Below are 25,189 nucleotides of genomic sequence, written 5' to 3'. Positions count from 1 at the left end.
GATGGAACCATGACGGATTCAGCGCGCCTTGCAGTCGGCGATACGGCCCCCCAGTTCACCCTGACCGACCAGGATGGGGCATCCGTTTCGCTTAGCGGTTTCGCGGGCAGCAAGGTGGTCGTGTATTTCTATCCGGCGGCGATGACCCCCGGCTGCACGACCCAGGCCTGTGACTTTCGCGACAACCTCGGGTCGCTCAAGTCCGCGGGCTACCAGGTGCTCGGCCTGTCGAAGGATGCCCCGGCCAAGCTCAAGACGTTCCAGGAGCATGATGCGGTTAACTTTCCGCTGCTGAGCGACAGCGCACTGGACGTGCACCGCGCCTACGGTGCCTGGGGCGAGAAGAACCTCTACGGCAAGATCGTGACCGGCGTGCTGCGGTCGACGTTCGTGCTGGACGAAGCCGGCATCATCACCCACGCCCTGTACAACGTCAAGGCCACCGGCCACGTCGCCAGCCTGCGCAAGAAGCTCGGCATCGACGCCTGACCGTCTAGCGGTCAGGCGGCCGTGGTCAGTCGGCGTCGGGCTTCGGTTCGTGACTGGTCGCGGCGACGACCTTCGGAGTGAAGACCAGCACGAGCACCACGATCGAGGGGGCGAGCAGCGCCCATCCGACGTCGGGGCGGGCGTAGATGCCCTGGAAGCAACCGACGGCGATCATGATCTGTACGAGCTGCCAGGTGACCGCGGCTCCGCGAATCCACGCACGCCCGCGCAGGGCGCCGACCGTGATTGCGCTCACCCACACGGCCGCGACGGCCGTCAGTGCCAGCAGGGCGAGCGCGCCACCCATCGAGGTCGGTGTATCGATGAGCAGTTCGAGCACCCACCAGGCCGTGAGCGCCCACAGTGCGAGCGCCTCCAGAGCTACGAGCGCTACAAGCACCCCCAGAAGGGGGGCGCGACGAAGCGCCCGGAGGTCGATCCGAGCTGGGCGCCGCGCACCAGAGTCGCTGTTCACAGCGAAAAGCCATACAAAACTATTGATTTGATACCTCTATTATGGGACGATATTTGAGGCCCGGTTGACGCTCACAGGGACGTGAGCTGTTTCAACGCGGTTATCGCGCAGATCCCACTTTCCTGCAACCGGCCATCACCCTGCAACTCTGGCCAATCGGCCGTGCACCCATGTAATAAAAGGAGCATCCCTATGGACTGGCGCGATAAAGCTGCCTGCCTCACCGCTGACCCGGAACTTTTTTTTCCGGTCGGTAACACTGGACCCGCTGTGGACCAGATCGAGAAGGCAAAATCGGTGTGCGCTCGCTGCAACGTCACGGAGGTCTGCCTCCAGTACGCACTCGAGACCGGTCAGGACTCTGGGGTCTGGGGAGGCCTGAGCGAGGACGAGCGGCGTGCGCTCAAGCGTCGCGCCGCACGCGCCCGTCGCGCTTCCTAGCAAAGCCGGCACCGCTACAGAACGCGAGCCTACGGCCATCCGGTATTCCCGGAGGCCGCGGGCTCGTTTTTTTGTGCTCTGCGCGCAGCCGGGCCGCGGCGTCCGCGCGGAATCGGCATCCGCTCGCTGGGCCCACCTTATGTCCCCGGGCCCAGTTTCTAACCTGGGCCCGGGGACGGGGCCCAGGCCCGGTCCCGAAAGGGCTAGGACTCCTGCATGAAGCGGAGGGGGATCTCGATCGTGACCTCGGTGCCGCTGCCCATCATGGTGTGCCAGTCGATGGTGCCACCGAGCTCGCCCTGAATGAGCGTGCGCACGATCTGGGTGCCGAGCCCCGAACCGACCTTACCTTCCGGTAATCCGGCACCGGTGTCACGCACCATGACGGTCAGCGTCTCCTCGCTGCGCTGCGCCTCGATCGACACCTCGCCCTCGCGCCCAGCGAGGCCGTGCTCGACGGCATTGGTGACCAGTTCGGTCAAAACCAGCGCGAGCGGCGTCGCATAGGCGCTGGGCAGGGTGCCGAAGCTACCCGACGACTTGGGATGCACGGTCGTATTGTGAGCGGATGCGACCTCCACCGTGAGCAATAGCACCCGCTCGAAAACGGCGTCGAAGTCGACGATCTGACTGAGTCCCTCGGACAGGGTGTCGTGCACGACGGCAATCGCAGCGACCCGCCGCATCGCCTGGGTCAGCGCCTCGCGCGCCCGGTCGGACTGGGTACGCCGAGCCTGGATCCGCAGCAGCGAGGCGACGGTCTGCAGGTTGTTCTTGACCCGGTGGTGAATCTCCCGGATGGTGGCATCCTTGGTGATCAGCTCACGTTCCTGGTGCCGCAGTTCGGTAACGTCCCGCGACAACACGATCGCGCCGACGCGTTCGCCGCGGTTGCGAATGGGAATCGCCCGGAGCGACACCGTCACGCCGCGCGCTTCAATGTCGGTGCGCCACGGTGCCCGCCCGGTGACCACCAGGGGCAGCGACTCGTCCACGACGGCGGTGCCGGTGAGCAGGCCGGTCGTCACCTCGGCAAGCGACTCCCCCTCGAGTTCCTCGATGAAACCCATGCGGTTAAACGCCGAGAGCGCGTTGGGGCTGGCAAAGGTGGTCAGTCCGTCGACATCGAGCCGGAGCAGCCCGTCGGAGGCTCGTGGCGCGCCGCGGCGCGGACCGGTCGGAGCGCCGAGGTCGGGAAAGTCCCCGGACGCGATCATGGCGAACAGATCGTTGGCGCAATCGTTGAAGGTCAGCTCCTGGCGTCCCGGCGTGCGTGCCTCGCTCAGGTTGCTGTGGCAGGTCAGCACCGCCACCGGGGCATCCGTTACCGCAGCACCGGTCGTGCTCAGCCGGCGCAGCACCGGGATAGCCCGCACCCGGGTCGGCGTCTCCTCGTACCAGTCGGGAGCGGTGGCGTCGACGATCCTGGCGGTCTCGAACGCCTCGGTAACCTGATTACGCCACTCGACCTTGATCTGCTGCCCGACGAAGTCGCGATAGAACAGCGTGGCGGCACTCGACGGCCGGGCATGCGCGACGGCGACGAAGCTGCCAGACTGCGCCGGAACCCATACGACAATATCGGCGAAGGCGAGGTCGGCCAGCAGCTGGCCGTCGGCAACGAGCATGTGCAGCCAGTCCACGTCTTCCGCGCTGCTGCGGCCCTGGGCAAGAACGAGATCACTGAGAGTCGACACGATCACTAGCCTAGATCCCCGCGCGCTCCCGCCGGCACCCGCTGTGGTGATGCCACACCATTGGGTCCATGATGAGAACATGCACACACCGGCGGGCACTAAAGATCGCACCTTGATCGTCATCCTCGGCACTATCGCCGCCCTGGTGCTCGTCGCCCTCGTGGTGGTCTTCACCCGCGGCGCACCGGAACCGTTCGACCCAGGCACCCCGGAAGGCGTGGTGCAGGCCTATTCTGCGGCCGTCATCGCCGGTGACGAAGATGCGGCCGAAAAGCTGCTCACCGCAGAGGCCTTGGTGGGCTGTGGGCCCGTCGAACACGGTCCAACCAACAGCCTTCGCGTCGTACTGGTGTCAACGACGGTTCGCCCCAACTCAGCCGATGTCGTCGTGTCCCTGGTCACGTCCTACGACGACGGCCCGTTCGGCGCCTCCGAGTATGAGTTTGAGAGCAATTTCGACCTGGTCAGGGCGGACGGTGCTTGGCTGATCGAGACAGCTCCCTGGGAACTCTCCATCTGCCCGAACCCGACGGTAACGAAGTAATGTCCATCGTGGTTCTCCTCGTCCTTGTCGCCGTGCTGGGCGTGGGCATGACCGGCATCGTCATCGCTGTGCGCCGATCTCCTGGACAGCCCGGCAGCACATCAACCCCGACGGCACGCCGAGTGGTCGTGTACATCCTGTTGTTCGCGCTCGTGGTCATCGCCGCGATCGGCCTGAGCGGCCTCCTGGGGCGCGCCCTCGATACCGGCACCAACCTGGCCGGTAGCGATGTGACCGGACTCGCGCGGTCCCTCGCCTTCACCCTGATCGCCGGCCCGTTCGCCGCGCTGCTCTGGTGGGTGCTGTGGCGGCGGATGGCGAGCGCGGAGCGGGCGTCGATCTCCTGGGGGCTCTACCTGGCCGGCCTGCAGACGGTCGCGCTCGTGACCGCGGCTTCTGCCCTGCTCGGGACCCTGGCGGCACTGGTGCGGGGCGACTGGCAGCCGCGTACCCTCGCGGTCGCGCTGATCTGGACGCTGGTCTGGGCCTGGCACCGGTGGATGTCCCGACACCCGTCCAAGAGTCCCATGCAGTTGACGAGCGTCGCGCCCATTCTGAGCGCGATTTTCGGCTTGCTGATCGGAGCGGTCGGAGCGGTGACCGCGCTCGCATCCCTGATCAATGCGGCCGTTGACGCGCTCCAGTCCTCGATCGTCATTGGCGACCCCTGGTGGCGGCTGGCCCTGCAGGCCGGCGTCTGGTTTCTCGGCGGCACCCTGATCTGGTGGTGGCAGTGGATGCGGGAGCGCGCCCGGCTCGTGCGCGGTGTGCTGGCCGATCTTGCCCTCGTCGTCCTGGGGATCGCGGCCGCCGCTGCCGCGTCGCTGGTGGGCACGGGCACGGTGCTGTTCGTGCTGCTCCGGCTGGCCTTTGCCCGCGAGCATCCGCTGGACGATATTCTCGATCCGCTCGGCACCGCCTTGGCGACCGCTCTGGTCGGCGCTCTGGTCTGGGCCTACCACCTCGGTCTGCTGCGGCAGCGAGCGCTGCCGACCCGGCTGGCCGCCACCCTCGTCGTTTCCGGCTTCGGTCTGGTGGCTGCGGCTACCGGACTGGGAATCATCGTCAATGCCCTGCTGTCCGGCCTGGCGCCGGTCGTGGTCGGGTCGGACACGCGCTCCCTACTGCTCGGCGGACTTAGCGCCGCAATCGTGGGTGGCCCGGTCTGGTGGGCCGCCTGGAAGCCGCTGCGCCCGGTCGATCCGGTGTCCGCCCAGGTGACGGGCCGCCGGGTCTACCTCATTCTCATCTTCGGAATCAGCGCGATCGTGGCCATTATCACCCTGCTCGTGATCGGCTACCGCATCTTCGAATTCGTCCTCGACGACCTGAGCCGACAGAGCCTGCTCGACCGGGTGCGAGCACCGTTGGGGCTGCTCGTCGCCACCGGCCTCGCCGCCGGCTACCACTTCTCGGTCTGGCGAAGGGACCGCGCTGCGCTGGCTGAGGCCGGGCTGCCCGGCCGTGCCATCCACCGGGTCATTCTGGTCACGGCCGGCGACCCGACCGCGACCCGCGACCTCATCGCCGAGCTGACCGGCGCCGCCGTCACGGTCTGGCAGCGTGCGGCCTCCCCCGACGGCCCTGCACCGATCGACGCTGCACCGATCCACGCTGTACCTCGCGACGACGTCCTGCCATCGGCCGAGCGCCTCGGCCTGGCCTTGGCCGGAGTCACCGGAGCACGCGTGCTCGTCGTCGTGGGCGTCGGCGGCAGCGTCGACGTCATCCCGCTGCAGAACTGACCAGCGCAGGCCTGATCGATCAGTACTGGTCAGATCAGATCGCCGGGGCGGCCTTACGGCCAGGCCAGCGCACTCGCCGCGGCACCCGCTCGGTTTGGCCGACCGCAACGACGATCAGCTCGTCGAGCACAAATCGACGGATGCTGACGCGCGCCAGGGACTTCGGCGCCCCGTCCCGCAGGGTGTGGCCGGTCAGTACGGCGGTATCGAGCGCGATCTGGTCGTGCGGCACCAGAACGGCGGAGTCGATGTTGCCGAGCAGCTTGAGGGTTCTCAGGACCTGCCCACGCGGATTGAGCCCCAGGGCGCTCGCCCGCACCTGATTGATCACAACACTCACGGCACGGCCGGTCGTGACCTCGGCGAGGTCCACCCAGGACCGCAAAAACCGCGCCATGCCGATCGGGTCGGCCAGTCCGCAGGCGACGACGTGGTCGGCCATCCGCAGCGCGGTCACCGTGGCCGCGTTGCGGCGCGGTGCCAGCAGATCGCTGCTCAATTCCTCGTCGCTCTCCAGATTGAATCCGGTGTCCAGCACCACGTAATCCACCCAGTGTCGCAGCGCATCGATCGTGCGGGTGACCCGCTCGGTCGACAATTCCGGCCAGCGAGACGGCCGGCCGAGACCGGTCAACACCCAGAAGGCGCCCTTCGGGGAGTTGTAGCGCTGGGCGATGCGCTCGAGTTCTGACCGGTTCAGGCTGTCACTGCCGGCCAGGCGGCAGGCGGCGGCAAAGCCGGGAGCCTCGTCGAGCATGCCGAGCCGCGGTGCGATCGACGCGCCGTAGGTGTCGACGTCGGCCAGCACCACGGTGTGGCCGGCCGCGGCAATTTCGGCTGCAATGTTAATGGCGAGCGTGGTACGCCCGGGCGCCCCGGACGGGCCCCACACCGCGATGACGGAGCCGGCACTCAGCGCGCCGCCGGTGAAGTGCCGATCCCCCACGCGCAGCGGCACCACCACGCCCGAGACGAGCAGGTCTTCGATCTCCGCCCAGTCACAGGGCAGGGCCACGGTTTCGTACAGGCCGAGCGAGCCGGCGTGCCGACGTTCCTGTTCCGATGCGGCGATGGCGACGACCCGGATGCCCCGCTCATCGCAGGCGGCGATCAGCTGGCCGGTCAGAGACTCCCGCCGACCACTGACCACGACGACGTGCGGCTGCCCGTGCGACAGCGATTCCAGAAAATCCCGGGCGGTATCCACGCGCGTCACCACACTGTGCCCGCACTCGATGATGTCGGCCAGCATGCGCTGCTCGGTCGCTCGGTCCAGCACGAGCGCGATCCGGGCCATCAGGGAACCACGGGGGTATTGACCGGTACGATCGCGAGGGCATCACCGTTCATGATCGCTTCGAGCACGTCGGCGACGTTCGCCTTGGGTACGAGCAATTCCACGGATTGACCATTGTCTGCGGCGATGATGCCGGTCGGGATCACGATCCGCACCACGACAGCCTGCGCCACGAGAATCGTCGGCGGCGCGTATTCGCCCGGCCCGGTCGCCCGCGCCGACCAGATGTCCACCACCGAACCGGACACGACCCTGGCTGCCAACCGGCCGGGAACGTCTACGACGACACTCGTCGTCAGCTCTCCGGCTGCTGCTCCGACCGCGGAGCGCGCCACGAGTTCCCCGGCCAGAATGGTCTGGGTGACCAGCAAGCCCGGCTCGACCGTGGGCGACAGATAGAGGTCGGCGGCTCCGCCCAACCGTACCCGGGTTTCAACGAGGTCGGTCTTCGTGAGGCGATCGCCGACGGTGAGCGTGTGGCGTGCGGTATAGACCGCCGTGGTGCGGTCGCTGCCGGCGACGATCGCACTCACGCCGGCAATCGACGCGGCGACGAGCACGAGGCCGATGACAAATCGGGGGTCCACCCAGAAGCGGCGGCGCGTACGTGTGGAACCGGGTGACATCATCCGCTACCTCGCTTGTTTGGAAGGATTCGCTCTTATCGTGGCCCACTGTGCCGCCCGGTGAAAAAGTTCTCCACAGGGCAGCGTCATTTCAGCCGGATGACATGGATCTGCCAGATCGGCACGATGCGGTAGTGAGCGATTTCGGGGCCACGGCGCAACGTTCCGAGCGGATGCACCGCCAGATCAATGTGGTCCCGCGCCACCCGGTCGATGGTTCCGGCCACCACACCGGCCCGGGTGTCCAGCTCCACGGCGCGCCGGCGACGGCACAGGTTGCGCAGGACGAACGGCAGTCCGACCCGTTCGACTCCCCGACCGGTCGCTGCCGATTCCACGGCCAACGACGCCCTGATCTGTTCCTCGTCGAGCAAGACTGCGGCGATAGCCGCGAGCGGGACCACGCACTGGCCGCGAGCGCTCTCGGAATCGAGCAGGTCGGCCGCAAGCCAGTCCCGGCCTAGCGCGGTCGGACGCAGGGCGAGCGTTTGGCCCGACACGAGCACCACGCGCAGCCGAAGGGTGCTGCCGAGGCTCGCGGACCGCACCACGTTGCTCAGCCGGGTGCGCAGGGAGAGCTTCTCCAGACGCTCCCGTTCCTCGTGCAGGCACAGGTCAGCGACCTCGGCCTGCAGCTCGTAGTCGAGCTGCCCTTCCAGGTCGTCAAACAAATCATCCCAGCGCACACACCGAAAGTAGCCGAACCTGGGCGTTCTCGCTCACGTTGTCCACAGGCTCTTTAAGCCCTCGACAGTGCCGGAACAATGCTGCTTAGGTTTCCGCTATTGCAGCTCGTGCTCGACGTCAGGAGGCATCATGCCGTCACCCGGTAGCAGCGAATCGAATGCGCAGGCCCTCCGGCGGGAGCGAATCGAAGACGACGAGTTCTTCGGTCCCCAGCCCAGTACCCTGGCGGAGCTCCCCGATCCGGAACCGCTGCTTCGGGCCCTGGCGATCTGCGCCTTCGAGGTCATCGCCGGAGTCCGACAGATTGAACACCTTGCGAGCTGGGTAACCGACGACGTCTATGCCCATCTGCGCGTTCGAGCGTCGATCGCGGCGCGGGCGCGCGCAGTCACCGGCCAGGTTGCTGACCGCCCCCGGCTCGCCATCGGCCACGTCACCCAGGTGAAGCGCGACGCTGGAGGCCTAGACGCCGTCGTCGTCGTGTGTGAGCGGCACCGGAGCTATGCGGTCGCAATCTGTTTGGAGGGGATGGACCGGCGGTGGCGAGCCTCGGTTCTGGTCGTGCTGTAAAGCACGGCCAAAACCGAGGGCGACCGAAACGCTACGTTGTTTTCTTACCCTGCGAGCGACGCTCCGCCCGGTTTACCGGGGCAGCACCCTCGGTTTTCTGGCCGAAGGCTCCACGCTGGGGCGGTCCGGCCGGCTCGGTCGGCTCGTCGTCGCTCGCTGCGACGGTGGCCGTGCGTCGGGCTCGATCGGTAGCGGCCTGCTGAATCTGACCGCGCTGGTTGCGCACCTCGACTCCACCCGAATCGCTCGGGGCGGTGTAGCTGAGCTTCTCCTCGGGTGAATCGGCCGGGGAAAGTCCCTTGGCCGCGACGACCGGTCCGGCGACTGCTCCGGCTCCGGCCGTCACCTCGACGTCGAGGTTGAACAGAAACCCGACCGTTTCTTCGCGAATCTGTCCCATCATCTGCTGGAACATGGCGAAGCCTTCACGCTGGTACTCGACCAGAGGGTCGCGCTGAGCCATCGCGCGCAGACCGATGCCGTCCTTCAGGTAATCCATCTCGTACAGGTGGTCGCGCCAGCGGCGGTCGATGACCGACAGCACCACGCGGCGTTCGAGCTCGCGCATGGCCGGAGAACCGAGGGACTCTTCCCGGCGGGTGTAGGCGAGCTTGGCGTCGGAGAGAATCTCGCGGCGCATGAAGTCGCGGTTGATCTTGCCCTTGTCGCCGGCCTCTGATACGACCTCGTCGATGGTCAGTCCCACCGGGTAGAGCGTCTTGAGCTCGGTCCACATGGCATCGAAGTCCCAGTCGTCGCCGTTGCCTTCGCCGGCGTGCACGTCGAGCACCTCGTCGATGACGTTGGTGAGGAAGGTCTGGGTGCGCTCGTGCAGGTCGTCGCCCTCAAGGATGTGCCGGCGGTCGCCGTAGATCGCCTCGCGCTGACGGTTGAGTACGTCGTCATACTTGAGCACGTTCTTGCGAATCTCGGCGTTGCGACCCTCGACCTGCGACTGGGCGCTGCGAATGGCCCGGCTGACGACCTTAGACTCGATCGCCATATCGTCGGGCACTCCCTGGCGCCCCATCAGTGCTTCGGCGGCGCCGGCATTGAACAGGCGCATGAGGTCGTCGGTGAGGGAGAGGTAGAAGCGGCTCTCGCCCGGGTCGCCCTGGCGACCGCTGCGTCCGCGCAGCTGGTTGTCGATGCGACGGGACTCGTGCCGTTCGGTGCCGAGCACGTACAGGCCACCGGCGGCGATGACCTTGTCAGCCTCTTCCGCCACGTCGGCCTTCACCGCGGTGAAGACGTCATCCCAGGCAAGTTCATACTCGTCGGGGGTCTCAATCGGGCTGAGACCCTTCGAGTTCATCTCGGCGACGGCGATGAACTCGGCGTTGCCGCCGAGCATCACGTCGGTACCACGACCGGCCATGTTGGTGGCCACGGTCACCGAACCGAGGCGACCGGCCTGCGCGACGATCGCGGCCTCACGGGCGTGGTTCTTGGCGTTGAGCACCTCGTGCCGCACGCCCTTCTTGGCGAGCAGACGCGACAGGTATTCGCTCTTTTCAACGCTCGTGGTGCCGACCAGAACTGGCTGCCCGGCCGCATGGCGTTCGACGATGTCCTCGACGACCTGACGAAACTTGGACTCTTCGTTCTTGTAGATCAGATCGGACTGGTCGAGGCGCTTCATCGGCTTGTTGGTGGGGATGGCCACCACGCCGAGCTTGTAGGTGCTCATGAACTCGGCAGCCTCGGTCTCGGCTGTTCCGGTCATGCCGGAGATCTTGGAGTAGAGGCGGAAATAGTTCTGCAGGGTGACCGTGGCCAGGGTCTGGTTCTCGGCCTTGACCGCGACACCCTCCTTGGCTTCGATGGCCTGGTGGATGCCCTCATTGTAGCGACGGCCCATCAGGATTCGGCCGGTGTGCTCATCCACGATGAGTACCTCGCCGTTCATCACGACGTAGTCCTTGTCCTTCTTGAACAGGGCGTTCGCCTTGATAGCGTTGTTCAGGAACGAGATCAGCGGGGTGTTGGCCGATTCGTACAGGTTGTCGATGCCGAGGTAATCCTCGACCTTTTCAATGCCGGGTTCGAGCACACCGATGGTGCGCTTCTTCTCGTCGACCTCGAAATCTTCGTCGGGAACCAGGCGCTTGGCCAGGCTGGCGAACTCGTTGAACCAGCGGTTGGCTTCGCCGGAAGCGGGTCCGGAGATGATCAGGGGGGTGCGTGCCTCGTCGATGAGAATCGAGTCGACCTCGTCGACGATGGCGAAGTAGTGACCGCGCTGCACCATGTCGCTGGACTGCCAGGCCATGTTGTCGCGCAGGTAGTCGAAACCGAATTCATTGTTGGTGCCGTAGGTGATGTCGGCGGCATACATTTCCCGACGCGCAGCCGGCGTCTGGCCGGAGACGATGCATCCGGTCGTCATGCCGAGGGCGCGGAAGACGCGGCCCATAAGCTCGCTTTGGTAGCTCGCGAGGTAGTCGTTGACCGTGATGACGTGCACGCCGCGGCTGCTGATCGCATTGAGATAGGCGGCGGTGGTGGCGACCAGGGTCTTGCCCTCACCGGTCTTCATCTCGGCGATGTTTCCGAGGTGCAGTGCTGCCCCGCCCATCAGCTGTACGTCGAAGTGACGCAACCCGAGCGTGCGGGTGCTCGCCTCGCGCACGGCGGCGAACGCCTCGGGGAGCAGGTCATCGAGCGATTCGCCGTTGGAGTACCGTTCCCGCAGGGTGACGGTTTCATTTTTGAGCTCCTCGTCGGTGAGCTCGTGGAAGTCCTCTTCCAGCGCGTTGATGGCTTTCGCGTAGTTTTCCAGGCGGCGCAGAACGCGGCCTTCACCAACACGAAGAACCTTTTCAAGAATTGACGCCACGAATGTACTCCACTAGTCAAACGGTGCAGACACGCGCTGCGGAAGCTCGCTTGAACCGCTCCCGCAGCGCCTGCCTGCGCCTCTCGTCTGGCAGATGCCAGAGCGCCGACCTGGTCGGCAACTAAGGCAATGCTAGTTGGTCAGTTGGCACGCCCGCTGGCAACGGGCACAGCCTCGTGCAACTCACTGACGGCACTATCGAGTTCGATCACTCCATAGTCCCAGCCCTTGCGGCGGTAGACCACGCTCGGACGCTTGGTTTCGATATCCTGGAACAGGTAGAAGTCGTGCCCGACCAGCTCCATGAAGTAGAGCGCATCGTCGACCGACATGGGCGCAGCGGCGAAGACCTTGCGACGGATGACGACGGGGCAGTACTCTTCCTCGTCCGCGACGGCGGGGGCATCCGCTTGCACGATGGGAATGGCGCCGGTGCGCACCCGCTCGAGCGTTTCGGGGTTGGCCGGCGTGATGTCGATGACGCTGAATCCAACCGCGGATGCCTCGTGCAGCGAGGTGGGGCGGTGGGCTCCACCGCGGTGCACCTTCTTGCGGTCCTTGGCGCGGCGAACGCGCTCGAGCAAACGGCCGAGCGCCACGTCGAAGGCAGCGTACTTGTCGGATCCGTCCGCTTCGGCCCGAACGAGCGGACCCTTACCGATCAGGGTGAGTTCAACCCGGTCATTGCCGACGGCTGCACCGTTCTTCTCGTGGTGGCGGCTGACCTTGATTTCGAGTGCGAGGGCCTTCTCTGCAAGGAGGGCGATTTTCTCGGCCTTCTCCGTCGCGTAATCCCGGAAGCGATCAGTGATACCAAGGTTGCGTCCGACGATGTTAGTTTCCATGACGACCTCCAGTTTGGCGGACCGCCCTCAAACCGGGCGATCATTGCGCGCCTTTGTCTCCACCGTAGCCGGGGCGGTGGGATAAGTCACAGTATTTGTGAACCAGTTTGTGCGACGGGTCGTTATCGCGGCAGCAGACGCCGTGTTTCCGCTAGTGTGGCCAGGCCAACGACGGTGCCGCCCGCAGCCAACACGGCACGGCGCGCCTCGAGGAGCGTGGCGCCGGTGGTCACGATGTCGTCGACCAGGATTACTGCGACTCCGTTGAGTGGATGTCGGGCCATGAGGCTGTGGTCTTTGTTCGCGGCGCGCTCAGCACGGCCCAGACCGACCTGGTCGCTGACCACGCCGCGTTGGGCGAGCAACGGGGCCGGGTGGAGGCCAGCGCGATGCAGCAGTGCATCGACCGGGTGGTAGCCGCGGGCCCGCCAGGCTTGGCGTGAGGAGGGGATGGTCACGAGCTCGATTCCGGCCGGGCCCGGCGCGACCCGGCTGAGTGCGGGCAGGGTCGGTGCGGGCAGGCTCGGTGCGGCGACGAGCGCGGCCACGATGGCTGCTCGCAGCGGTGCAGCCAGCGCCGCGGCGGCATCCGTTCGCCCGTTGTCTTTGTAGGCAGCGATCACGTGGCGGGCCACACCCTCGTAGTTGAGCGCCGACCAGATGCGCACGTCGTCGCGGGTGACCGGGTGCACGGCCGGGAGCAGCGCCAGCCGGCAGGCCGCGCACAGGGCCCGGTCAGCGGCTCCACAGCCGCTGCAGGAGGTGGGCAGCAGCGCCGCCCAGGCGTCCAGTGCCGCAGCGGTCAGGTGGTCACGCAGCCGGTGGCTCATGGCGCCAGTGTGCCCGATGCTGCGGTGCGGATGGGCGCGAGCGGGCGGGTGGCGGACGGCCACGCCCGGCGCCGCCGGTGGAGGAGTCGGCCGGCTTCAGCGCGCGTTCAGCGGGCGAGACCCTGCTGGGTGGCGAGCAGCGTCACGTCGTCGATGCGGGCCTGCCAGCCCGCTCCGCGTTGCACCTCGAGGCTACCGGTGTCGGTGAGGGCACGCAGGTCGCGCACCGAGTTGCTGCCGACGATGAACCGGCTGCTCGCGGGCGACTCCAGGGTGGAGCTGACGCCACCGAGCTGCTGCGTGACGATGCGGGCCTCGCCGCTCGGCAGGGCACTGAGCGAGGCGACGGTCAATTCGTCGATCCAGGTCGCATCGAGGCCGACCCCTCCGCCTCCGGCCAGCAGTACTGGCGGTCCGATGCCGGTGGGAACCGACCCGTCACGAATGATCGACGCGACCACGAATCGGGTTTCGGATCCGGTGCCGAGCAGGGCGATCAGCCGGGAGCCGTCGCGGGAGATTTTCAGGGCGGTAATCGACGTCGCCTCCGGCCAGGGTGTTGGCAACACTGTCGCTTCCCCCGTTGGGCTGTAGACGACCAACGCGCTCGGGTCGTTCGACGGCACCGACCAGACGAAGCGGTCGTTGTCGCTGGACGGCGCGAGCAGGCCCGAGCGAGAATCGAGCAGCTCAGGGTCGTCGCCGGCGCGCACGACGTAGACTCCGTCGGCGGCGAGAACCGCGGCCGTTCCCTGGCCGGACGAGAGCGTCACCGCGGTGGGGGCCAGCTGGGCGATGGTCGCCGACAGCCCGTCGAGCGGGGTGACGCTTTGCCCGGTCGCGGCGAGAAAGCCGAATTCACCGCCGCGCAAGACGAGCGCGCGGGCGTCGACGCGCGGGTCCACCGTGGGAGCCCCCGACTGCAGGTCGTCGATGGACTGGGAGTTCTGGTCGATCGTGATGTCAACGGACAGGCCAGCTGGCAGGCTGGCCGCGAGCTGCGCCTTCATGCGCTGCAGGGTTTGCCGATCGGCGTTGAGCGCCTCGCTGTTCAGATCGACCATGGCCTGGCGCCCCACAACCTGTACCGCGTCAGCGGTGAGTTTGGACCCGGCCGGGAACGCCGTGGCGACCGCGCCATCCAGCCAGGCGCTCGGCCCGCCGAGCACGGCGTTGACCAGTTTGGTGGGGGCGGATGCTCCGCGCGGAAACCAGCGCAGGTCCGGCACCAGATAGCGAAACCCTGGGTCGTAGAAGTACACCGGCTGAGCGCTGAACACGTCGTTGAAGGTGTTTTCATCAATGACGGTACCGTTGGGGGCCACACTAATGCGCCACTGGTCACCGACCTTCGCAAATTCGTAGCGCAACGGAACCGGGGTGGCGTCGACCTCGCGGTATTCGCCGGACACGTCCACCTCGGCGATCGGCGTGATGGCCACGAGCGTTGTGCCCTCGTCGACGACGGTGAGGGTCCGCCCAGAGCCATTGTCGACCGTGACTCCGACGGTGGGGTCCCAGACGGAACCGAACTGCGGAACGAGAAATTGGCGAGCGATATCGTAGTTGTTCTCCGGGCTCGAGGAAGCATCGATGAATCCGCGCAGAATGGAATCCGTTGACGCGTCCTTCTGCGGCAGCGCCGGGAGAAAAACCGGAGCCGGATTGGCGTCGGGGGCGAGGTCCGTTCCGGCGTGCACCACTCCGTCGCGGGGAATGCCGGTGCAGCCGCCCAGGCCGACGGCCAGCGCGATAGCGACGAGTCCGGCCGGTACAACGCGGCAGACCCAGCCGCGCCACGGTGAATGGTGGTTAGGCATGCGGGCCTCCGCCCAGAACGGGAACGTGCCCGGACTCGCCGAGCTGGTCCGTGGCGTCGGCGGGTGGCAGCGGAAGGGGCGAGGATTCGAGCAGGCCCTGGGCGGTGCGGGGCAGAGTCAGCCGAAAGCAGGAACCCTCGCCGGGACGGGACCAGACCTGCAGCCATCCGTTGTGCACGCTCGCGTCTTCCCGCGAGATCGCCAGCCCCAGGCCGGTGCCGCCGATCGTGCGCTGACGGGACGGGTCAGCGCGCCAGAACCGGTCGAAGACGTGCGCGACTTCGGCCTGGCTCATGCCCAGGCCGTAATCGCGCACGGCGAGCGCGACCGCCTTCGCGTCGCTGTCGACCGACACCACGACCGGTTTACCCTCACCATGCTCGATAGCGTTGCCGATGAGGTTGTGCAGCACCCGACGGATGCGTCGCGGATCGACGTCGGCGTTGAGGTACCCGCCCGGCGCCACCAGCCGCAGGTCGCTGCCCTTGGATTCGGCCAGGGATCGCAGGCTGTCGATGGCGTCCTCGGCGAGATAAACCAGGTTCGTCGGTTCGCTCTCCAGTTCAACAGAGCCGGCGTCGTAGCGGCTGATTTCGAGCAGGTCGCTCAGCAGCAGCTCAAACCGCTCCACCTGGGTGTGCAGCAGCTCGGCCGTGCGCCCGGTCGCCGGCGGAAAACTCGCCCGCTGGTCGTAGAGCACATCACCGGCCAAGCGGATGGTCGTCAGCGGCGTGCGCAGTTCGTGCGAGACATCCGAGACAAAGCGTTGTTGTACCTCGGACAGGTCGGCGAGTTCACGAATCTGACTTTGCAGGCTGTCGGCCATTCCGTTGAATGAGCGCGCGAGCGTGGCGATGACGTCTTCGCCCTTCTCCGGGATACGCACCATGAGATCGCCGGAGGCCAGTTTCTGGCTGGTTTCGGCGGCGACCCGCAGCGGTGTAACGACGAAACGAACCACAATCCAGGTCACGGCACCGATCAGCAGCACGAGGGCGACACCGGCGACGCCGAGCGTCTGCTGCACGAAGAGCAGCGTCGCTTCGGCGTCTTGCAGGCTGTACGCGATGTAGAGCTCGTAGCGGCCCGCGACCGGAACGGTGATCTGCGACCCCACGACGATGCCGGGGACGGTCGTGGTCTCGCCGGTCAGAGTGACCGATTGCCAGAATTGCTCACCGTTGTTGCCCTGGACCTGGGTGCGCAGGTCGGCGCCGATCACCCCGGTGGACTGCCCGAACGTCGAGGAATCCTGCGGCGCAACGGTCGACGATTCCTGGCCGGGCACGCGAAGCACGGCGACCAGCCGGCTCGATGACGTCGTGGAGATGGAGGTTCGAGCGGAACTGAGCAGGTTCTGGACCTGAACCCGGTCCGTGGCATCCGAGGCATCAAACAGGCTCTGCGCGGCGCTCGTCGCCCGGTTGGAATCGAGCAGCACCTGGCTGAGCCGGGACTGAAACAGGTCATTGCCGATGCTGACCGACATATAAACGCCGACGACGAGGATGGCCAGCCCGGAGAAGGCGACCGAAATGGTCACCGTACGAAACTGCAGGGAGGATCGCCACGACGAACGCAGCAGACGCGGCCAGTTGCGTGGTCTGCTCCAATAGGTCAATTGCGGCATGGGGAGCTCCACCGGTTCTGCTGTTGCCTGACGTTCATGGCGGGGCTAGCTGACGACACCGGCACGGTAGCCGACGCCGCGCACCGTCATGACAATTTTCGGATTGTCCGGGTCGTGCTCGACCTTGGCGCGCAGTCGTTGCACGTGCACGTTCACCAGCCGGGTGTCAGCCTTGTAGTGGTAACCCCAGACCTGCTCCAGCAGCATCTCCCGGGTGAACACCTGTTGCGGTTTGGAGGCGAGAGCCAGCAGCAGGTCGAATTCGAGCGGGGTGAGGTTGATCGATGCATCGCCGCGGGTGACTTCATGGCCGACCGCGTTCACGACGAGGTCGCCGATGTGCAGGCTAAGCGCACCGTCGACGGCTGGCGGACGCAGGCGGGTGCGGATGCGGGCGACGAGTTCCTTGGGATTGAACGGCTTGACCATGTAGTCGTCGGCACCGGATTCGAGCCCCTTGACCACATCAGTGGTGTCGGAGCGGGCCGTGAGCATGATGATGGGCACGCCGGATTCGGCCCGGATCAGGCGGCAGACCTCGATGCCGTCGAGGCCGGGCAGCATGAGGTCGAGCAGCACCAGGTCGGGCTTCTCGGTGCGAAAAATGTTGAGGGCGAGTGATCCGTCGGCGCAGTAGCCCGGGGTGAAGCCTTCGCCCTGCAAAACGATACCGATCATCTCGGACAGGGCGGTGTCGTCATCGACAACCAAAATGCGTGCGGTCATGGGTCTCTTTCCAGAACAAGGTCCGGTGTGTTCTGATGGTGCGCGGGGCAGATTGCCCGATGAGTAGGGCAAAGTCTGGCATAAGAGTAGCCGAGACCGCTGACAGAGTGGTCGCGCGGGCGTTTCTTCGAGCGACCTGTGCCAGCATGGAACGGTGACCGACCACTGGCAAGCCCCCGACTCCCCGGTTCCGCCCCAATACGGGGAGTTTGCCACGCCGACGCCCTCCTACCAGGGCCCCCTTCCGGGGCACGGCTGGGCGCCGCCGCCCAAACCCGGGTTGATCCCGCTGCGACCGATCGGTCTCGGCACCCTGCTCGGGGCATCCTTTCAGGTGTTGCGTCGAAACCCCAAGGCGACGTTCGGCAGCGGCCTGATCATTCAGGCGGCCATCATGCTGGTCACCGTGCTGGTTGTCGGCCTGGTCACGCTGTGGGCGTTCGACCGGATCGACAGCGCCCCGCTCGACCAGCAGGACGCCGTCGCGGCCGGCTCAATGCTGACCGGCGTCCTCTCGGCCATTATTCCGCTGGCCCTGACCGTGATCGCCTCGGCACTGTTGCAGGCCATCATTGTGGTCGAGGTGGCCCGCGCGACCCTCGGCGAAAAGCAGCGACTCAGCGCTCTGTGGCGGCGAGCGGCGACCCGCCTCTGGCCACTGGCGCTGTGGACCATCCTCATTACCGGCGCGCTGCTGCTCGGCGTCGCCGTGGTTGCCGGCATCGTGGTGCTGCTGGTTTCCGTCGGCGGTGTCGCGGGCATCGTCGCCGGGGTTCTGGTCGGCGTCTTTGGCGGGCTGCTGCTCGCTGCGGCCAGCTTCTACTTTTATACCAAGACCAGTGTGGTGCCGAGCCTGATCGTGCTCGAAAATTTGGGCGTACGGGCATCCGTTATTCGGTCATGGTCGCTCACTCGCGGCTATTTCTGGCGCACGCTCGGCGTGCTGCTGCTGGTCGCCCTGATCGTGCAGGTCATCAGCCAGGTCGTCAGCCTTCCAGTCTCGCTCGTACTCGGTTTCGGAACCGTGCTAGTCGACCCCAATGGTGCCTTCGCCCTCGAATCGTCGATCGTGACGGTCGTGGTCACCTTGATCGTTGCCATCCCCATTGCGGCCGTGGCCGCGGTCGTGCAGTCGGCGGCCGTCGCGCTGATTTACCTCGACCTGCGCATGCGCAAAGAGGGCCTCGATTTGGAACTCGCACGCTACGTGGAGTCGGCGGCGCAGGGCTTCGACGTGCCGGACCCGTATCTGGTTACCGGGCACCCGGCGCCATGACCCTGGCCGTGGTGCTGCTCATCGGCGCGGTCGGTGTCCCGGTTGATCCCGACGCACCGGATGCCCGTAGCTGGCTGCGCGAGGAACTCGCCAAGGCACAGTACACCGCGGCCAGGCCGACCTGGTTCGATCGGGTCGCGCAGACTTTTCTGGACTGGCTGCAGTCGCTGACGTTGCCGTCCGGTGGCGGCGCCAACTGGCTGCCGGTCCTGGCGACCCTGGTCGTGATCGCGGCGATCGTGGCCAGCTGGCTGGTGTTCGGGGCTCCGAAACTGGCTCTCCGGCGGCGGATCAGCAGCGAATTGTTCGGCGCCGTCGACCAGCGCAACAGCGCCGAGATGCGCACGGCGGCCTCTCGAGCTGCCAGCGTGGGCGACTGGAGCCTCGCCTGTGAAGAGATTTTTCGCGCCGTGGCCCGCGGGCTCGCGGAGCGCACCGTGCTCACGGTCACCCCCGGCACGACCGCGCACGATTTCGCAGCGCGGGCCGGGCTGGCATTCCCCCAGGCCGGCGCTGCCCTCTCGAGCGCCGCTGACATTTTCGACCGCGTGCGCTACCTCGAGCAGACCGGCACGGAGGCGGAGTATCGAGCCCTCGCGGAGCTGGACGCCGAGCTCGGCGCGGCATCGCCCGCGCCGCTGGCTGGAGTGCTGTGAGCGCGCCCGTGATCGATGGTGAAACCGATGTCGCCACTCCGACCCTGCGCGCCCAGCTGCGCCGTTCCTCATTCTGGATCATCGCCGGTGCCGGCATCATCGTGGTCGCGATCGTCGCCGTGCTCGTGTCGGGCGGCGCCAACGTCGCCGGCCGCGCGCTGGCCGGGGACAACCCCGCTCCGGCCGGTTCGATGGCCCTGGTCGAGGTGCTGCGCCAGCAGGGCGTCACCGTAACGCTGGCCGATTCCCTGGCCGAGGTGCGAAGCCTGGCCGAAACGGATTCAACCGTTCTGCTCTACGACGAAAACAGCTATCTGGTCGATTCCCAGCTGGCCCAGCTGACCCGGCTGGCCGCGCGCACCGTTGTCGTGGCGCCGGACTTTCTCACCCTGCAGTCGCTCGCTCCGACCGTCGGTTTCGGCGGGGTGTCCGGCGCGGAATCGCTCGTCGCCGCCTGCGCCCTACCGGCCGCTAACCGCGCCGAAGAGCTGATTCCCGGCGGCGACACGCTGTCCCTTCCGGCCGATTCCCTGCTGATGGGCTGTTTTCCGAGCGGCGACAACACATTCTCGGTGGTCGCCAACGACCGAGCCACACTGGTCGCCGACCTGCGGGTGTTCAACAACGAGAACGTGGCCGGCTACGGCAACGCGGCGTTGGCCCTCGGCCTGCTCGGCCAGAGTGGCTCCCTGATCTGGTACCTGCCGACGCTCGCCGACCTGCCCCGCACCGGGCCGCCCTCGCTCGCCGCGCTGACGCCCGGCTGGGTGACCCCGGTGCTGCTGCTGCTCGGGCTGACCGCCGTGGCCGCCGCGTTCTGGAGGGGACGGCGATTTGGGCCGCTCGTGGCCGAGAACCTGCCGGTCACGGTGAAGGCGAGCGAGACCATGGAGGGTCGCGCCCGGCTCTATGCCCGCGGCAATGCCCGGCTGCGCGCCCTCGATGCGCTCCGAATCGGGGCGGTGCAGCGACTCGCCAGCACCGTCGGGCTCGGGCATCTCGCCGCGTTGGAGGAGATCATGCTCACCGTTGCCGGGATCACCGGGCGTACCCCGGCCGAGGTTCGAAGCCTGCTGGTTGAGGCTGTTCCCACCCGCGATGCCCAACTTCTGGCGTTGTCAGACGCGCTGCAGGCTCTGGAATGCGCGGCCAGCCGGGCCGTCGCTGCGGGAGTGGCGGCATCCGGTTCACAACAGTCCTTAACCGATTCAGCCGAAAGAATGGAACCATGACGATTCCCACCACGCCTACCCAACTGCCGGTCGCCGATGAGGCAGCAGCCCTGCGCGCGTCGCTCAACCGAGTGCGCGCCGAGGTCGGCAAGGCCGTCGTCGGCCAGGACGGCGCGGTGACCGGGCTGATCATCGCCCTGCTCGCCCGCGGCCATGTGCTGCTCGAGGGCGTGCCGGGGGTGGCCAAGACGCTGCTCGTGCGCACGCTCAGCCAGGCGCTGAGCCTCGATACCAAGCGCATCCAGTTCACGCCCGACCTGATGCCGGGCGATGTGACCGGGTCGCTCATTTATGACGCACGGGCCGGCGAGTTCGAGTTTCGGCGGGGGCCGGTGTTCACCAACATCATGCTCGCCGACGAAATCAACCGCACGCCGCCGAAGACCCAGTCGGCACTGCTCGAAGCGATGGAGGAACGTCAGGTCAGCGTCGACGGCGAGTCGCTCAAACTGCCGGAGCCGTTCATCGTGGCGGCGACCATGAACCCGATCGAGTACGAGGGCACGTACACGCTGCCCGAAGCTCAGCTCGACCGGTTTCTGCTCAAGCTCGTGCTCGACGTGCCGCAGCGCACCGAGGAGATCGAGGTGCTGCGGCGCCACGCGGCCGGATTCAACCCGCGCGACCTCGCCGGTGCCGGCGTCGCCGCGGTACTCGGCGCGGAGGAACTCGCGGCCGCGCAGGCTGCCGTTGCTCGCGTCGGCTCGAGCGCGGATGTGCTTGCCTACCTCGTAGACCTGGCCCGCGCCACGCGCGTGAGCCCCTCGGTCAAACTCGGCGTGAGCCCGCGCGGCACGACCGCGCTGCTCGCCGCCGCGAAGGCCTGGGGCTGGCTGAGCGGCTATGACGCGATCACGCCCGATCACGTTCAGGCGATGGTGTTGCCGGTCTGGCGGCACCGCGTGCAGCTTCGACCCGAGGCCGAACTCGAGGGCGTCTCGGTCGATGCGATACTGCGCGGCGTGCTGCAGCAGGTTCAGGTTCCGATCTAACGATGACGTTCAGCGGACGGTTCGTTGCACTCGTCGCTCTCGGCGTGGTGCCCATCGTGCTACTCGGAAACACGGTGCCGACGGCCTTCGGGCTGCTTTCAGCCTGGCTGCTGCTGGTGATCCTGCTCGGCGGCATCGACCTCGCCCTCGCCGCCTCGCCGCGCGCACTGACCGTCGAACGGATGCTGCCCGCCCGCGTACGACTCGGCGAATCGGTCACGAGCGGGCTCTACCTCAGCAATTCCGGCCGTCGACGCCTGGTCGGCGTGGTGCGCGACGCCTGGCAACCGTCGGCGGGTGCCAGCACCAACCGCATCCCGATCGAAATTCCGCCGGGAGAACGGCGCCTCGTCTCGCTCGTGCTCACGCCCTTTCGCCGGGGCGAACGTCGAGCCCTGCAGGTGACGGTGCGCTCCCGCGGCCCGCTGGGTCTCTGGAACCGTCAGGTGACCCTGAACGCGCCCGGGCGCATCCGGGTCCTGCCGCCGTTTCACGCTCGCAAACACCTGCCGTCCCGCATCACCCGGCTGAAGGAGCTCGACGGGCGTACCAGCGTGATGGTGCGCGGGCCGGGCACCGAATTCGACAGTCTGCGCGAATACGTGCGCGGTGACGACGTGCGCTCGATCGACTGGCGGGCCACCGCCCGGCGGAACGATGTAATGGTGCGCACCTGGCGACCGGAACGGGATCGCCGCGTGGTCATTGTGCTCGACACTGGCCGCACCTCGGCGGCCCGGGTGAGCGACGAACCCCGGCTGGACACCGCGTTCGAGGCCGCGCTGCTTCTCGCCGCCCTCGCCTCGGTCGCTGGAGACCGGGTGGACTTTCTCGCCTTCGACCGGCGGGTGCGCGGTCGGGTGCAGGGCGCCAGCGGTGCCGCGCTGCTGGCGCAGATGGTCGATTCCATGGCCCTGATCGACCCGGAACTGATCGAAATGGACTGGGCGGCAATTCCCGGCCAGGTGCGCTCGGTCACGAGCCAGCATGCCCTGATCGTGCTGCTGACCTCGATCGACGCTGCCGGAGCCTCAACCGGGCTGCTCTCGGTGCTGCCCCAGCTGACCAAACGGCACACGGTTGTCGTGGCATCTGTTCTCGACCCGGTCACCGTTCTCGCGGCCGGTGATCGCGGAGGCCGCGACGAGATTTACCGGGCGGCGGCAGCTGAGCGGGCCTTGCTCGACGTGGCCCGCGTGTCGGCCGCGATCCGTCAGCTGGGAGCGGATGTCGTCACCGACTCCCCCGCGCAGCTTCCGCCGACCCTGGCCGACCGGTACATCGCGCTGAAGGCCGCCGGGCGGCTCTAACTCAGGCGCTGTAGATTCGGGTGCTTCCGGCTTCGAATTCGCCGAGGTCGCCGGTCTCGCCGGCCCGGAAGGCACGGCCGCCGACGACGATCATGTACGCCAGAAAGGCACCCAGAGCGACCGCTCCGATGCCGATCTTGACCGGCCACGGCCACGGCTGGGCGGTGACGAAGCCCTCAATAATGCCGGACACCAGCAGCACGAAAACCAGACCAATGGCCACCGTGAACAGCGCCCGCCCGTCTTCGGCGAGGGCTTGCCCGCGGGTGCGTGCGCCGGGAGCGATCCAGGCCCAGAAGATCAGTAGCCCACCGGCCGCCGCCACAAAAATCGCGGTGAGCTCGAGCAGGCCGTGCGGAGCGATATACAGAAAGAACACGTCACCCTTGTCATAGGCGAACATCACGGCCGCCGTGGTGCCGAGGTTCATCGCGTTCTGCAGAATAATGAACGGCACGTACACTCCGACGATGCCAAAAGCGATGCACTGCGCGGCGATCCAGGCGTTGTTGGTCCAGACCAACCCGGTAAAGGATGCCGCCGGGTTCGCCGAGTAGTACCCCACGAAATCCTCATTCGCGATCTGCGCGAGTTGGGCATCCGTTCCCAGGTTAGCCAGCACCTGCGGATCGTTGAACGCCCACACGGCGTAAAGCGCGGCGACCGCGAACGTCACGACGGCAACGGCGAGGGTGAGCCAGCGCAGCCGGTACAGGGCCGCGGGAAGCTGAGCCAGGAAGAACCGGGGAATCTGCGCTAAAACATTGGCACTCACGCCGGTGAACCTCAGCCGCGCCCGCGACAGACCGACCGACAGCCGATCCCCCTCGAGGGTCGACCCGGCGGTGGACTTGATGGCGGAGAGTTGGGTGGCTCCAGCCTGATACCGCTCGATCAGCTCGTCCGCCTGGGCACCGGTCAGACGCCGACTGGCCCCGAGCTCGGTCAGGCGGTCCCAGTCGGCGCGATGCGCTGCCGTGTATGCGTCGAGATCCATCTGGTTCAATAGTAGACATGAAGGAGACCGCGCGCCCGTCTGATCGTGCCGAACATGACGACTTGGCGCGCGATGACGAGCTCGTGACCGGCGAGGCGGTTGCGCTCGACGTGCGGCCGGCCAGCGTCTTTCTGCGCGCTGCCGGCTCGATCATCGACACCGTTGCCTACGCAGCCCTTTACCTGCTAATTCTGCTGGCCTTCTTTGGAAGCCTGGGGGAACGCACCGACGCGGCGCTCACCCAGGCGTTCGTGATCGCCGCGCTGGTCTTCTCTATTCTGGTCGTGCCCGTGCTGGTCGAAACTCTCACACAGGGCCGTTCGCTCGGCAAACTCGCCATTGGCGCCCGCATTGTGCGCGACGACGGCGGAGCGATCTCACTGCGGCACGCCTTCATCCGTTCCCTCACCGGCGTGCTTGAGATTGTGATGACCGTCGGCGGACTGGCCGCAACCGTTGCCCTCCTCAATGGCCGCTCTAAGCGACTCGGCGACCTGCTGGCCGGCACCTACAGCCAGCACGAGCGGGTGCCGCGCAACCGCGAGGTCGTGCGACCGCTCCCCTCAGAACTCCTGGTCTGGTCCCAGACCGTCGACGTCGCCCGGCTGCCCGACCGCCTGTCCCGCCGCGTCGCCCAATACCTGCGCCAGTCTCCACAGCTCACTCCGCTCACGCGCGAGCGCCTGGCTCAATCCCTGACCGCCGAGGTCACTCCGTTCGTCTCGCCATTGCCTGAAACTTCCGCCGAGGACCTTCTCGCTGGAGTCGCCGCAGTGCGCCGCGAACGCGAGTACACCGCGCTCCTCCTCGAACGTGGGCGCCTCGCCCGCCTGGCCCCGGTCTTAACCGGCCTCCCCCACGGCTTCCCCAACCGCTAGAGAACCACGGTGGCTGGTTTTCGCAGACCACCTCGCGTTGGTCGATGGCGGTCTCCACAAGCTCGACCAACGGATGAGTGCGAGCGGGAACATGCTCGTTGCGACTTGAAACACGTGGGCGGCGCGTCGGGTTTGAAGACCTCGCTGCGTTAAACGCACTACTGGGGGGCTCCAGGTGTTCCTGACCGAACCGGTGTTCGGCACGGCGATGCCACCGATTCTTTATGTCTATATCAACGGCGCCGTGATCATCGGAGCGGGCGCCGCGAAGCTCCTCGCACTGGTCGTGGCCATGCCAGCCGTAGACGAGTGGATCGGCGAGAAGGTCGCCATCCTCGCGCCGATTGGGCGCGTCGCAGCTGGACAAGCGCAGGAGACCCGCATCAGCGAAAAGCGACGGGCCACCCGGGTAGACGAATAGTCCCGGCAACGCACGTTAACGCAAAAGGGCCACCCGTCGGGTGGCTCGTTAACGCAAAAAGGCCACCCTTGCGGGTGGCCTTTTTGTTTGTTTCTAAGTTAAGTCCGGCGGTGTCTTACTCTCCCACAGGGTCCCCCCTGCAGTACCATCAGCGCTGAGAGTCTTA

Annotated in this window: 24 protein-coding genes; 12 read left to right on the top strand and 12 right to left on the bottom strand. The window is 66.8% G+C overall.

The genetic code is table 11. The annotated features are described in order from the left end of the window. Window positions 1–9 precede the first annotated feature (9 nt). A complete protein-coding gene (gene bcp / locus E3T31_RS01935) occupies window positions 10–489 on the top strand; it encodes a thioredoxin-dependent thiol peroxidase (protein ID WP_134467245.1) in 480 nt (159 codons plus the stop codon). Between the two features lie 25 nt (window positions 490–514). Here bcp and E3T31_RS01930 read toward each other — a convergent pair whose 3' ends face one another. Further along, window positions 515–964 carry a hypothetical protein gene (locus E3T31_RS01930; RefSeq protein WP_241977507.1) on the bottom strand — a complete coding sequence of 150 codons (450 nt, stop codon included), beginning with the start codon at window positions 962–964 and terminating at the stop codon, window positions 515–517. Between the two features lie 192 nt (window positions 965–1,156). Here E3T31_RS01930 and E3T31_RS01925 point away from each other — a divergent pair, with 192 nt between their 5' ends. Further along, window positions 1,157–1,405 carry a WhiB family transcriptional regulator gene (locus E3T31_RS01925; RefSeq protein ID WP_035837005.1) on the top strand — a complete coding sequence of 83 codons (249 nt, stop codon included), beginning with the start codon at window positions 1,157–1,159 and terminating at the stop codon, window positions 1,403–1,405. 203 nt (window positions 1,406–1,608) lie between these two features. Here E3T31_RS01925 and E3T31_RS01920 read toward each other — a convergent pair whose 3' ends face one another. After that, window positions 1,609–3,102 (bottom strand): sensor histidine kinase, encoded by a 1,494-nt coding sequence (locus E3T31_RS01920; RefSeq protein ID WP_134467244.1) that lies wholly within the window; start codon window positions 3,100–3,102, stop codon window positions 1,609–1,611. Window positions 3,103–3,181: 79 nt separating this feature from the next. Here E3T31_RS01920 and E3T31_RS01915 point away from each other — a divergent pair, with 79 nt between their 5' ends. Further along, window positions 3,182–3,646 (top strand): hypothetical protein, encoded by a 465-nt coding sequence (locus tag E3T31_RS01915; RefSeq protein WP_134467243.1) that lies wholly within the window; start codon window positions 3,182–3,184, stop codon window positions 3,644–3,646. Then, window positions 3,646–5,391: a DUF5671 domain-containing protein gene (locus E3T31_RS01910; RefSeq protein ID WP_241977505.1), complete on the top strand. Its 1,746-nt coding sequence runs from the start codon at window positions 3,646–3,648 to the stop codon at window positions 5,389–5,391. Before E3T31_RS01915 ends, E3T31_RS01910 begins: the two co-directional genes overlap by 1 nt. Before the next feature lie 34 nt (window positions 5,392–5,425). Here E3T31_RS01910 and E3T31_RS01905 read toward each other — a convergent pair whose 3' ends face one another. The 3 genes from E3T31_RS01905 to E3T31_RS01895 form a co-directional block, all read right to left on the bottom strand. Beyond that, complete coding sequence (locus E3T31_RS01905; RefSeq protein WP_134467242.1) at window positions 5,426–6,688, bottom strand: regulator; 1,263 nt, start codon at window positions 6,686–6,688, stop codon at window positions 5,426–5,428. Then, window positions 6,688–7,317: a hypothetical protein gene (locus E3T31_RS01900; protein ID WP_092451345.1), complete on the bottom strand. Its 630-nt coding sequence runs from the start codon at window positions 7,315–7,317 to the stop codon at window positions 6,688–6,690. The genes E3T31_RS01905 and E3T31_RS01900 overlap by 1 nt, the downstream gene beginning before the upstream one ends. An 83-nt stretch (window positions 7,318–7,400) precedes the next feature. Further along, window positions 7,401–8,000 carry a hypothetical protein gene (locus tag E3T31_RS01895; protein ID WP_134467241.1) on the bottom strand — a complete coding sequence of 200 codons (600 nt, stop codon included), beginning with the start codon at window positions 7,998–8,000 and terminating at the stop codon, window positions 7,401–7,403. 130 nt (window positions 8,001–8,130) lie between these two features. Between E3T31_RS01895 and E3T31_RS01890 the strand changes: the two genes are divergently transcribed. Then, window positions 8,131–8,571, top strand: a complete 441-nt coding sequence (locus tag E3T31_RS01890) for an Rv3235 family protein (RefSeq protein WP_134467240.1) — start codon at window positions 8,131–8,133, stop codon at window positions 8,569–8,571. A gap of 31 nt (window positions 8,572–8,602) precedes the next feature. Here E3T31_RS01890 and secA read toward each other — a convergent pair whose 3' ends face one another. The 6 genes from secA to mtrA form a co-directional block, all read right to left on the bottom strand. Next, window positions 8,603–11,410 carry a preprotein translocase subunit SecA gene (gene secA, locus E3T31_RS01885; protein WP_134467239.1) on the bottom strand — a complete coding sequence of 936 codons (2,808 nt, stop codon included), beginning with the start codon at window positions 11,408–11,410 and terminating at the stop codon, window positions 8,603–8,605. Window positions 11,411–11,550: 140 nt separating this feature from the next. Beyond that, window positions 11,551–12,255: a ribosome hibernation-promoting factor, HPF/YfiA family gene (hpf, locus tag E3T31_RS01880; RefSeq protein ID WP_134467238.1), complete on the bottom strand. Its 705-nt coding sequence runs from the start codon at window positions 12,253–12,255 to the stop codon at window positions 11,551–11,553. A gap of 122 nt (window positions 12,256–12,377) precedes the next feature. Beyond that, the gene (locus tag E3T31_RS18010; RefSeq protein WP_134467237.1) at window positions 12,378–13,085 is read right to left on the bottom strand and encodes a ComF family protein; all 708 of its coding nucleotides are present in this window, start codon (window positions 13,083–13,085) and stop codon (window positions 12,378–12,380) included. 107 nt (window positions 13,086–13,192) lie between these two features. Next, a complete protein-coding gene (locus E3T31_RS01870) occupies window positions 13,193–14,905 on the bottom strand; it encodes an LpqB family beta-propeller domain-containing protein (protein WP_134467236.1) in 1,713 nt (570 codons plus the stop codon). After that, the gene (gene mtrB / locus E3T31_RS01865; RefSeq protein WP_134467235.1) at window positions 14,898–16,535 is read right to left on the bottom strand and encodes an MtrAB system histidine kinase MtrB; all 1,638 of its coding nucleotides are present in this window, start codon (window positions 16,533–16,535) and stop codon (window positions 14,898–14,900) included. Before mtrB ends, E3T31_RS01870 begins: the two co-directional genes overlap by 8 nt. Before the next feature lie 45 nt (window positions 16,536–16,580). Beyond that, on the bottom strand, window positions 16,581–17,261 hold the full coding sequence (mtrA, locus tag E3T31_RS01860; protein ID WP_134467234.1) for an MtrAB system response regulator MtrA: 681 nt from the start codon (window positions 17,259–17,261) through the stop codon (window positions 16,581–16,583). Between the two features lie 154 nt (window positions 17,262–17,415). Between mtrA and E3T31_RS17610 the strand changes: the two genes are divergently transcribed. Genes E3T31_RS17610 through E3T31_RS01840 form a run of 5 tightly spaced genes read left to right on the top strand, consistent with a single transcriptional unit; the run spans window position 17,416 to window position 22,727 of the window. Continuing rightward, window positions 17,416–18,537, top strand: a complete 1,122-nt coding sequence (locus E3T31_RS17610; protein WP_166788359.1) for a hypothetical protein — start codon at window positions 17,416–17,418, stop codon at window positions 18,535–18,537. Beyond that, window positions 18,534–19,193, top strand: a complete 660-nt coding sequence (locus E3T31_RS17605; protein ID WP_166788358.1) for a DUF4129 domain-containing protein — start codon at window positions 18,534–18,536, stop codon at window positions 19,191–19,193. Before E3T31_RS17610 ends, E3T31_RS17605 begins: the two co-directional genes overlap by 4 nt. Next, a complete protein-coding gene (locus E3T31_RS01850) occupies window positions 19,190–20,425 on the top strand; it encodes a DUF4350 domain-containing protein (protein ID WP_134467232.1) in 1,236 nt (411 codons plus the stop codon). Before E3T31_RS17605 ends, E3T31_RS01850 begins: the two co-directional genes overlap by 4 nt. Then, a complete protein-coding gene (locus tag E3T31_RS01845; RefSeq protein WP_134467231.1) occupies window positions 20,422–21,417 on the top strand; it encodes a MoxR family ATPase in 996 nt (331 codons plus the stop codon). The genes E3T31_RS01850 and E3T31_RS01845 overlap by 4 nt, the downstream gene beginning before the upstream one ends. A gap of 2 nt (window positions 21,418–21,419) precedes the next feature. Continuing rightward, complete coding sequence (locus E3T31_RS01840) at window positions 21,420–22,727, top strand: DUF58 domain-containing protein (RefSeq protein ID WP_134467230.1); 1,308 nt, start codon at window positions 21,420–21,422, stop codon at window positions 22,725–22,727. Between the two features lies 1 nt (window position 22,728). Here the strand turns inward: E3T31_RS01840 and E3T31_RS01835 are convergent, their stop codons facing one another. Beyond that, window positions 22,729–23,724 (bottom strand): stage II sporulation protein M, encoded by a 996-nt coding sequence (locus E3T31_RS01835; protein ID WP_134467229.1) that lies wholly within the window; start codon window positions 23,722–23,724, stop codon window positions 22,729–22,731. 17 nt (window positions 23,725–23,741) lie between these two features. Between E3T31_RS01835 and E3T31_RS01830 the strand changes: the two genes are divergently transcribed. Together E3T31_RS01830 and E3T31_RS01825 are read left to right on the top strand one after the other, a co-directional pair. Continuing rightward, entirely contained in the window at window positions 23,742–24,602 is an 861-nt protein-coding gene (locus tag E3T31_RS01830; protein WP_134467228.1) for an RDD family protein, read from the top strand. A gap of 175 nt (window positions 24,603–24,777) precedes the next feature. Then, window positions 24,778–25,023: a hypothetical protein gene (locus E3T31_RS01825; RefSeq protein WP_134467227.1), complete on the top strand. Its 246-nt coding sequence runs from the start codon at window positions 24,778–24,780 to the stop codon at window positions 25,021–25,023. Window positions 25,024–25,189: the final 166 nt, after the last annotated feature.

The organism is Cryobacterium sp. TMS1-13-1 (genome assembly GCF_004403125.1).
GTDB lineage: Bacteria > Actinomycetota > Actinomycetes > Actinomycetales > Microbacteriaceae > Cryobacterium > Cryobacterium levicorallinum.
The sequence above is the reverse complement of the archived record's forward strand: the minus strand, read 5'-3'. Positions and strand labels throughout refer to the sequence as shown.

What these genes read in the sequence shown, in the direction of transcription:
- bcp (WP_134467245.1), top strand. Translation starts at nt 10, where the DNA reads ATGACGGATTCAGCGCGCCTTGCAGTCGGCGATACGGCCCCCCAGTTC.
- E3T31_RS01925 (WP_035837005.1), top strand. Translation starts at nt 1,157, where the DNA reads ATGGACTGGCGCGATAAAGCTGCCTGCCTCACCGCTGACCCGGAACTT.
- E3T31_RS01915 (WP_134467243.1), top strand. Translation starts at nt 3,182, where the DNA reads ATGCACACACCGGCGGGCACTAAAGATCGCACCTTGATCGTCATCCTC.
- E3T31_RS01910 (WP_241977505.1), top strand. Translation starts at nt 3,646, where the DNA reads ATGTCCATCGTGGTTCTCCTCGTCCTTGTCGCCGTGCTGGGCGTGGGC.
- E3T31_RS01905 (WP_134467242.1), bottom strand. Translation starts at nt 6,688, where the DNA reads ATGGCCCGGATCGCGCTCGTGCTGGACCGAGCGACCGAGCAGCGCATG.
- E3T31_RS01900 (WP_092451345.1), bottom strand. Translation starts at nt 7,317, where the DNA reads ATGATGTCACCCGGTTCCACACGTACGCGCCGCCGCTTCTGGGTGGAC.
- E3T31_RS01890 (WP_134467240.1), top strand. Translation starts at nt 8,131, where the DNA reads ATGCCGTCACCCGGTAGCAGCGAATCGAATGCGCAGGCCCTCCGGCGG.
- hpf (WP_134467238.1), bottom strand. Translation starts at nt 12,255, where the DNA reads ATGGAAACTAACATCGTCGGACGCAACCTTGGTATCACTGATCGCTTC.
- E3T31_RS18010 (WP_134467237.1), bottom strand. Translation starts at nt 13,085, where the DNA reads ATGAGCCACCGGCTGCGTGACCACCTGACCGCTGCGGCACTGGACGCC.
- E3T31_RS01870 (WP_134467236.1), bottom strand. Translation starts at nt 14,905, where the DNA reads ATGCCTAACCACCATTCACCGTGGCGCGGCTGGGTCTGCCGCGTTGTA.
- mtrB (WP_134467235.1), bottom strand. Translation starts at nt 16,535, where the DNA reads ATGCCGCAATTGACCTATTGGAGCAGACCACGCAACTGGCCGCGTCTG.
- mtrA (WP_134467234.1), bottom strand. Translation starts at nt 17,261, where the DNA reads ATGACCGCACGCATTTTGGTTGTCGATGACGACACCGCCCTGTCCGAG.
- E3T31_RS17605 (WP_166788358.1), top strand. Translation starts at nt 18,534, where the DNA reads ATGACCCTGGCCGTGGTGCTGCTCATCGGCGCGGTCGGTGTCCCGGTT.
- E3T31_RS01845 (WP_134467231.1), top strand. Translation starts at nt 20,422, where the DNA reads ATGACGATTCCCACCACGCCTACCCAACTGCCGGTCGCCGATGAGGCA.
- E3T31_RS01840 (WP_134467230.1), top strand. Translation starts at nt 21,420, where the DNA reads ATGACGTTCAGCGGACGGTTCGTTGCACTCGTCGCTCTCGGCGTGGTG.
- E3T31_RS01835 (WP_134467229.1), bottom strand. Translation starts at nt 23,724, where the DNA reads ATGGATCTCGACGCATACACGGCAGCGCATCGCGCCGACTGGGACCGC.
- E3T31_RS01830 (WP_134467228.1), top strand. Translation starts at nt 23,742, where the DNA reads ATGAAGGAGACCGCGCGCCCGTCTGATCGTGCCGAACATGACGACTTG.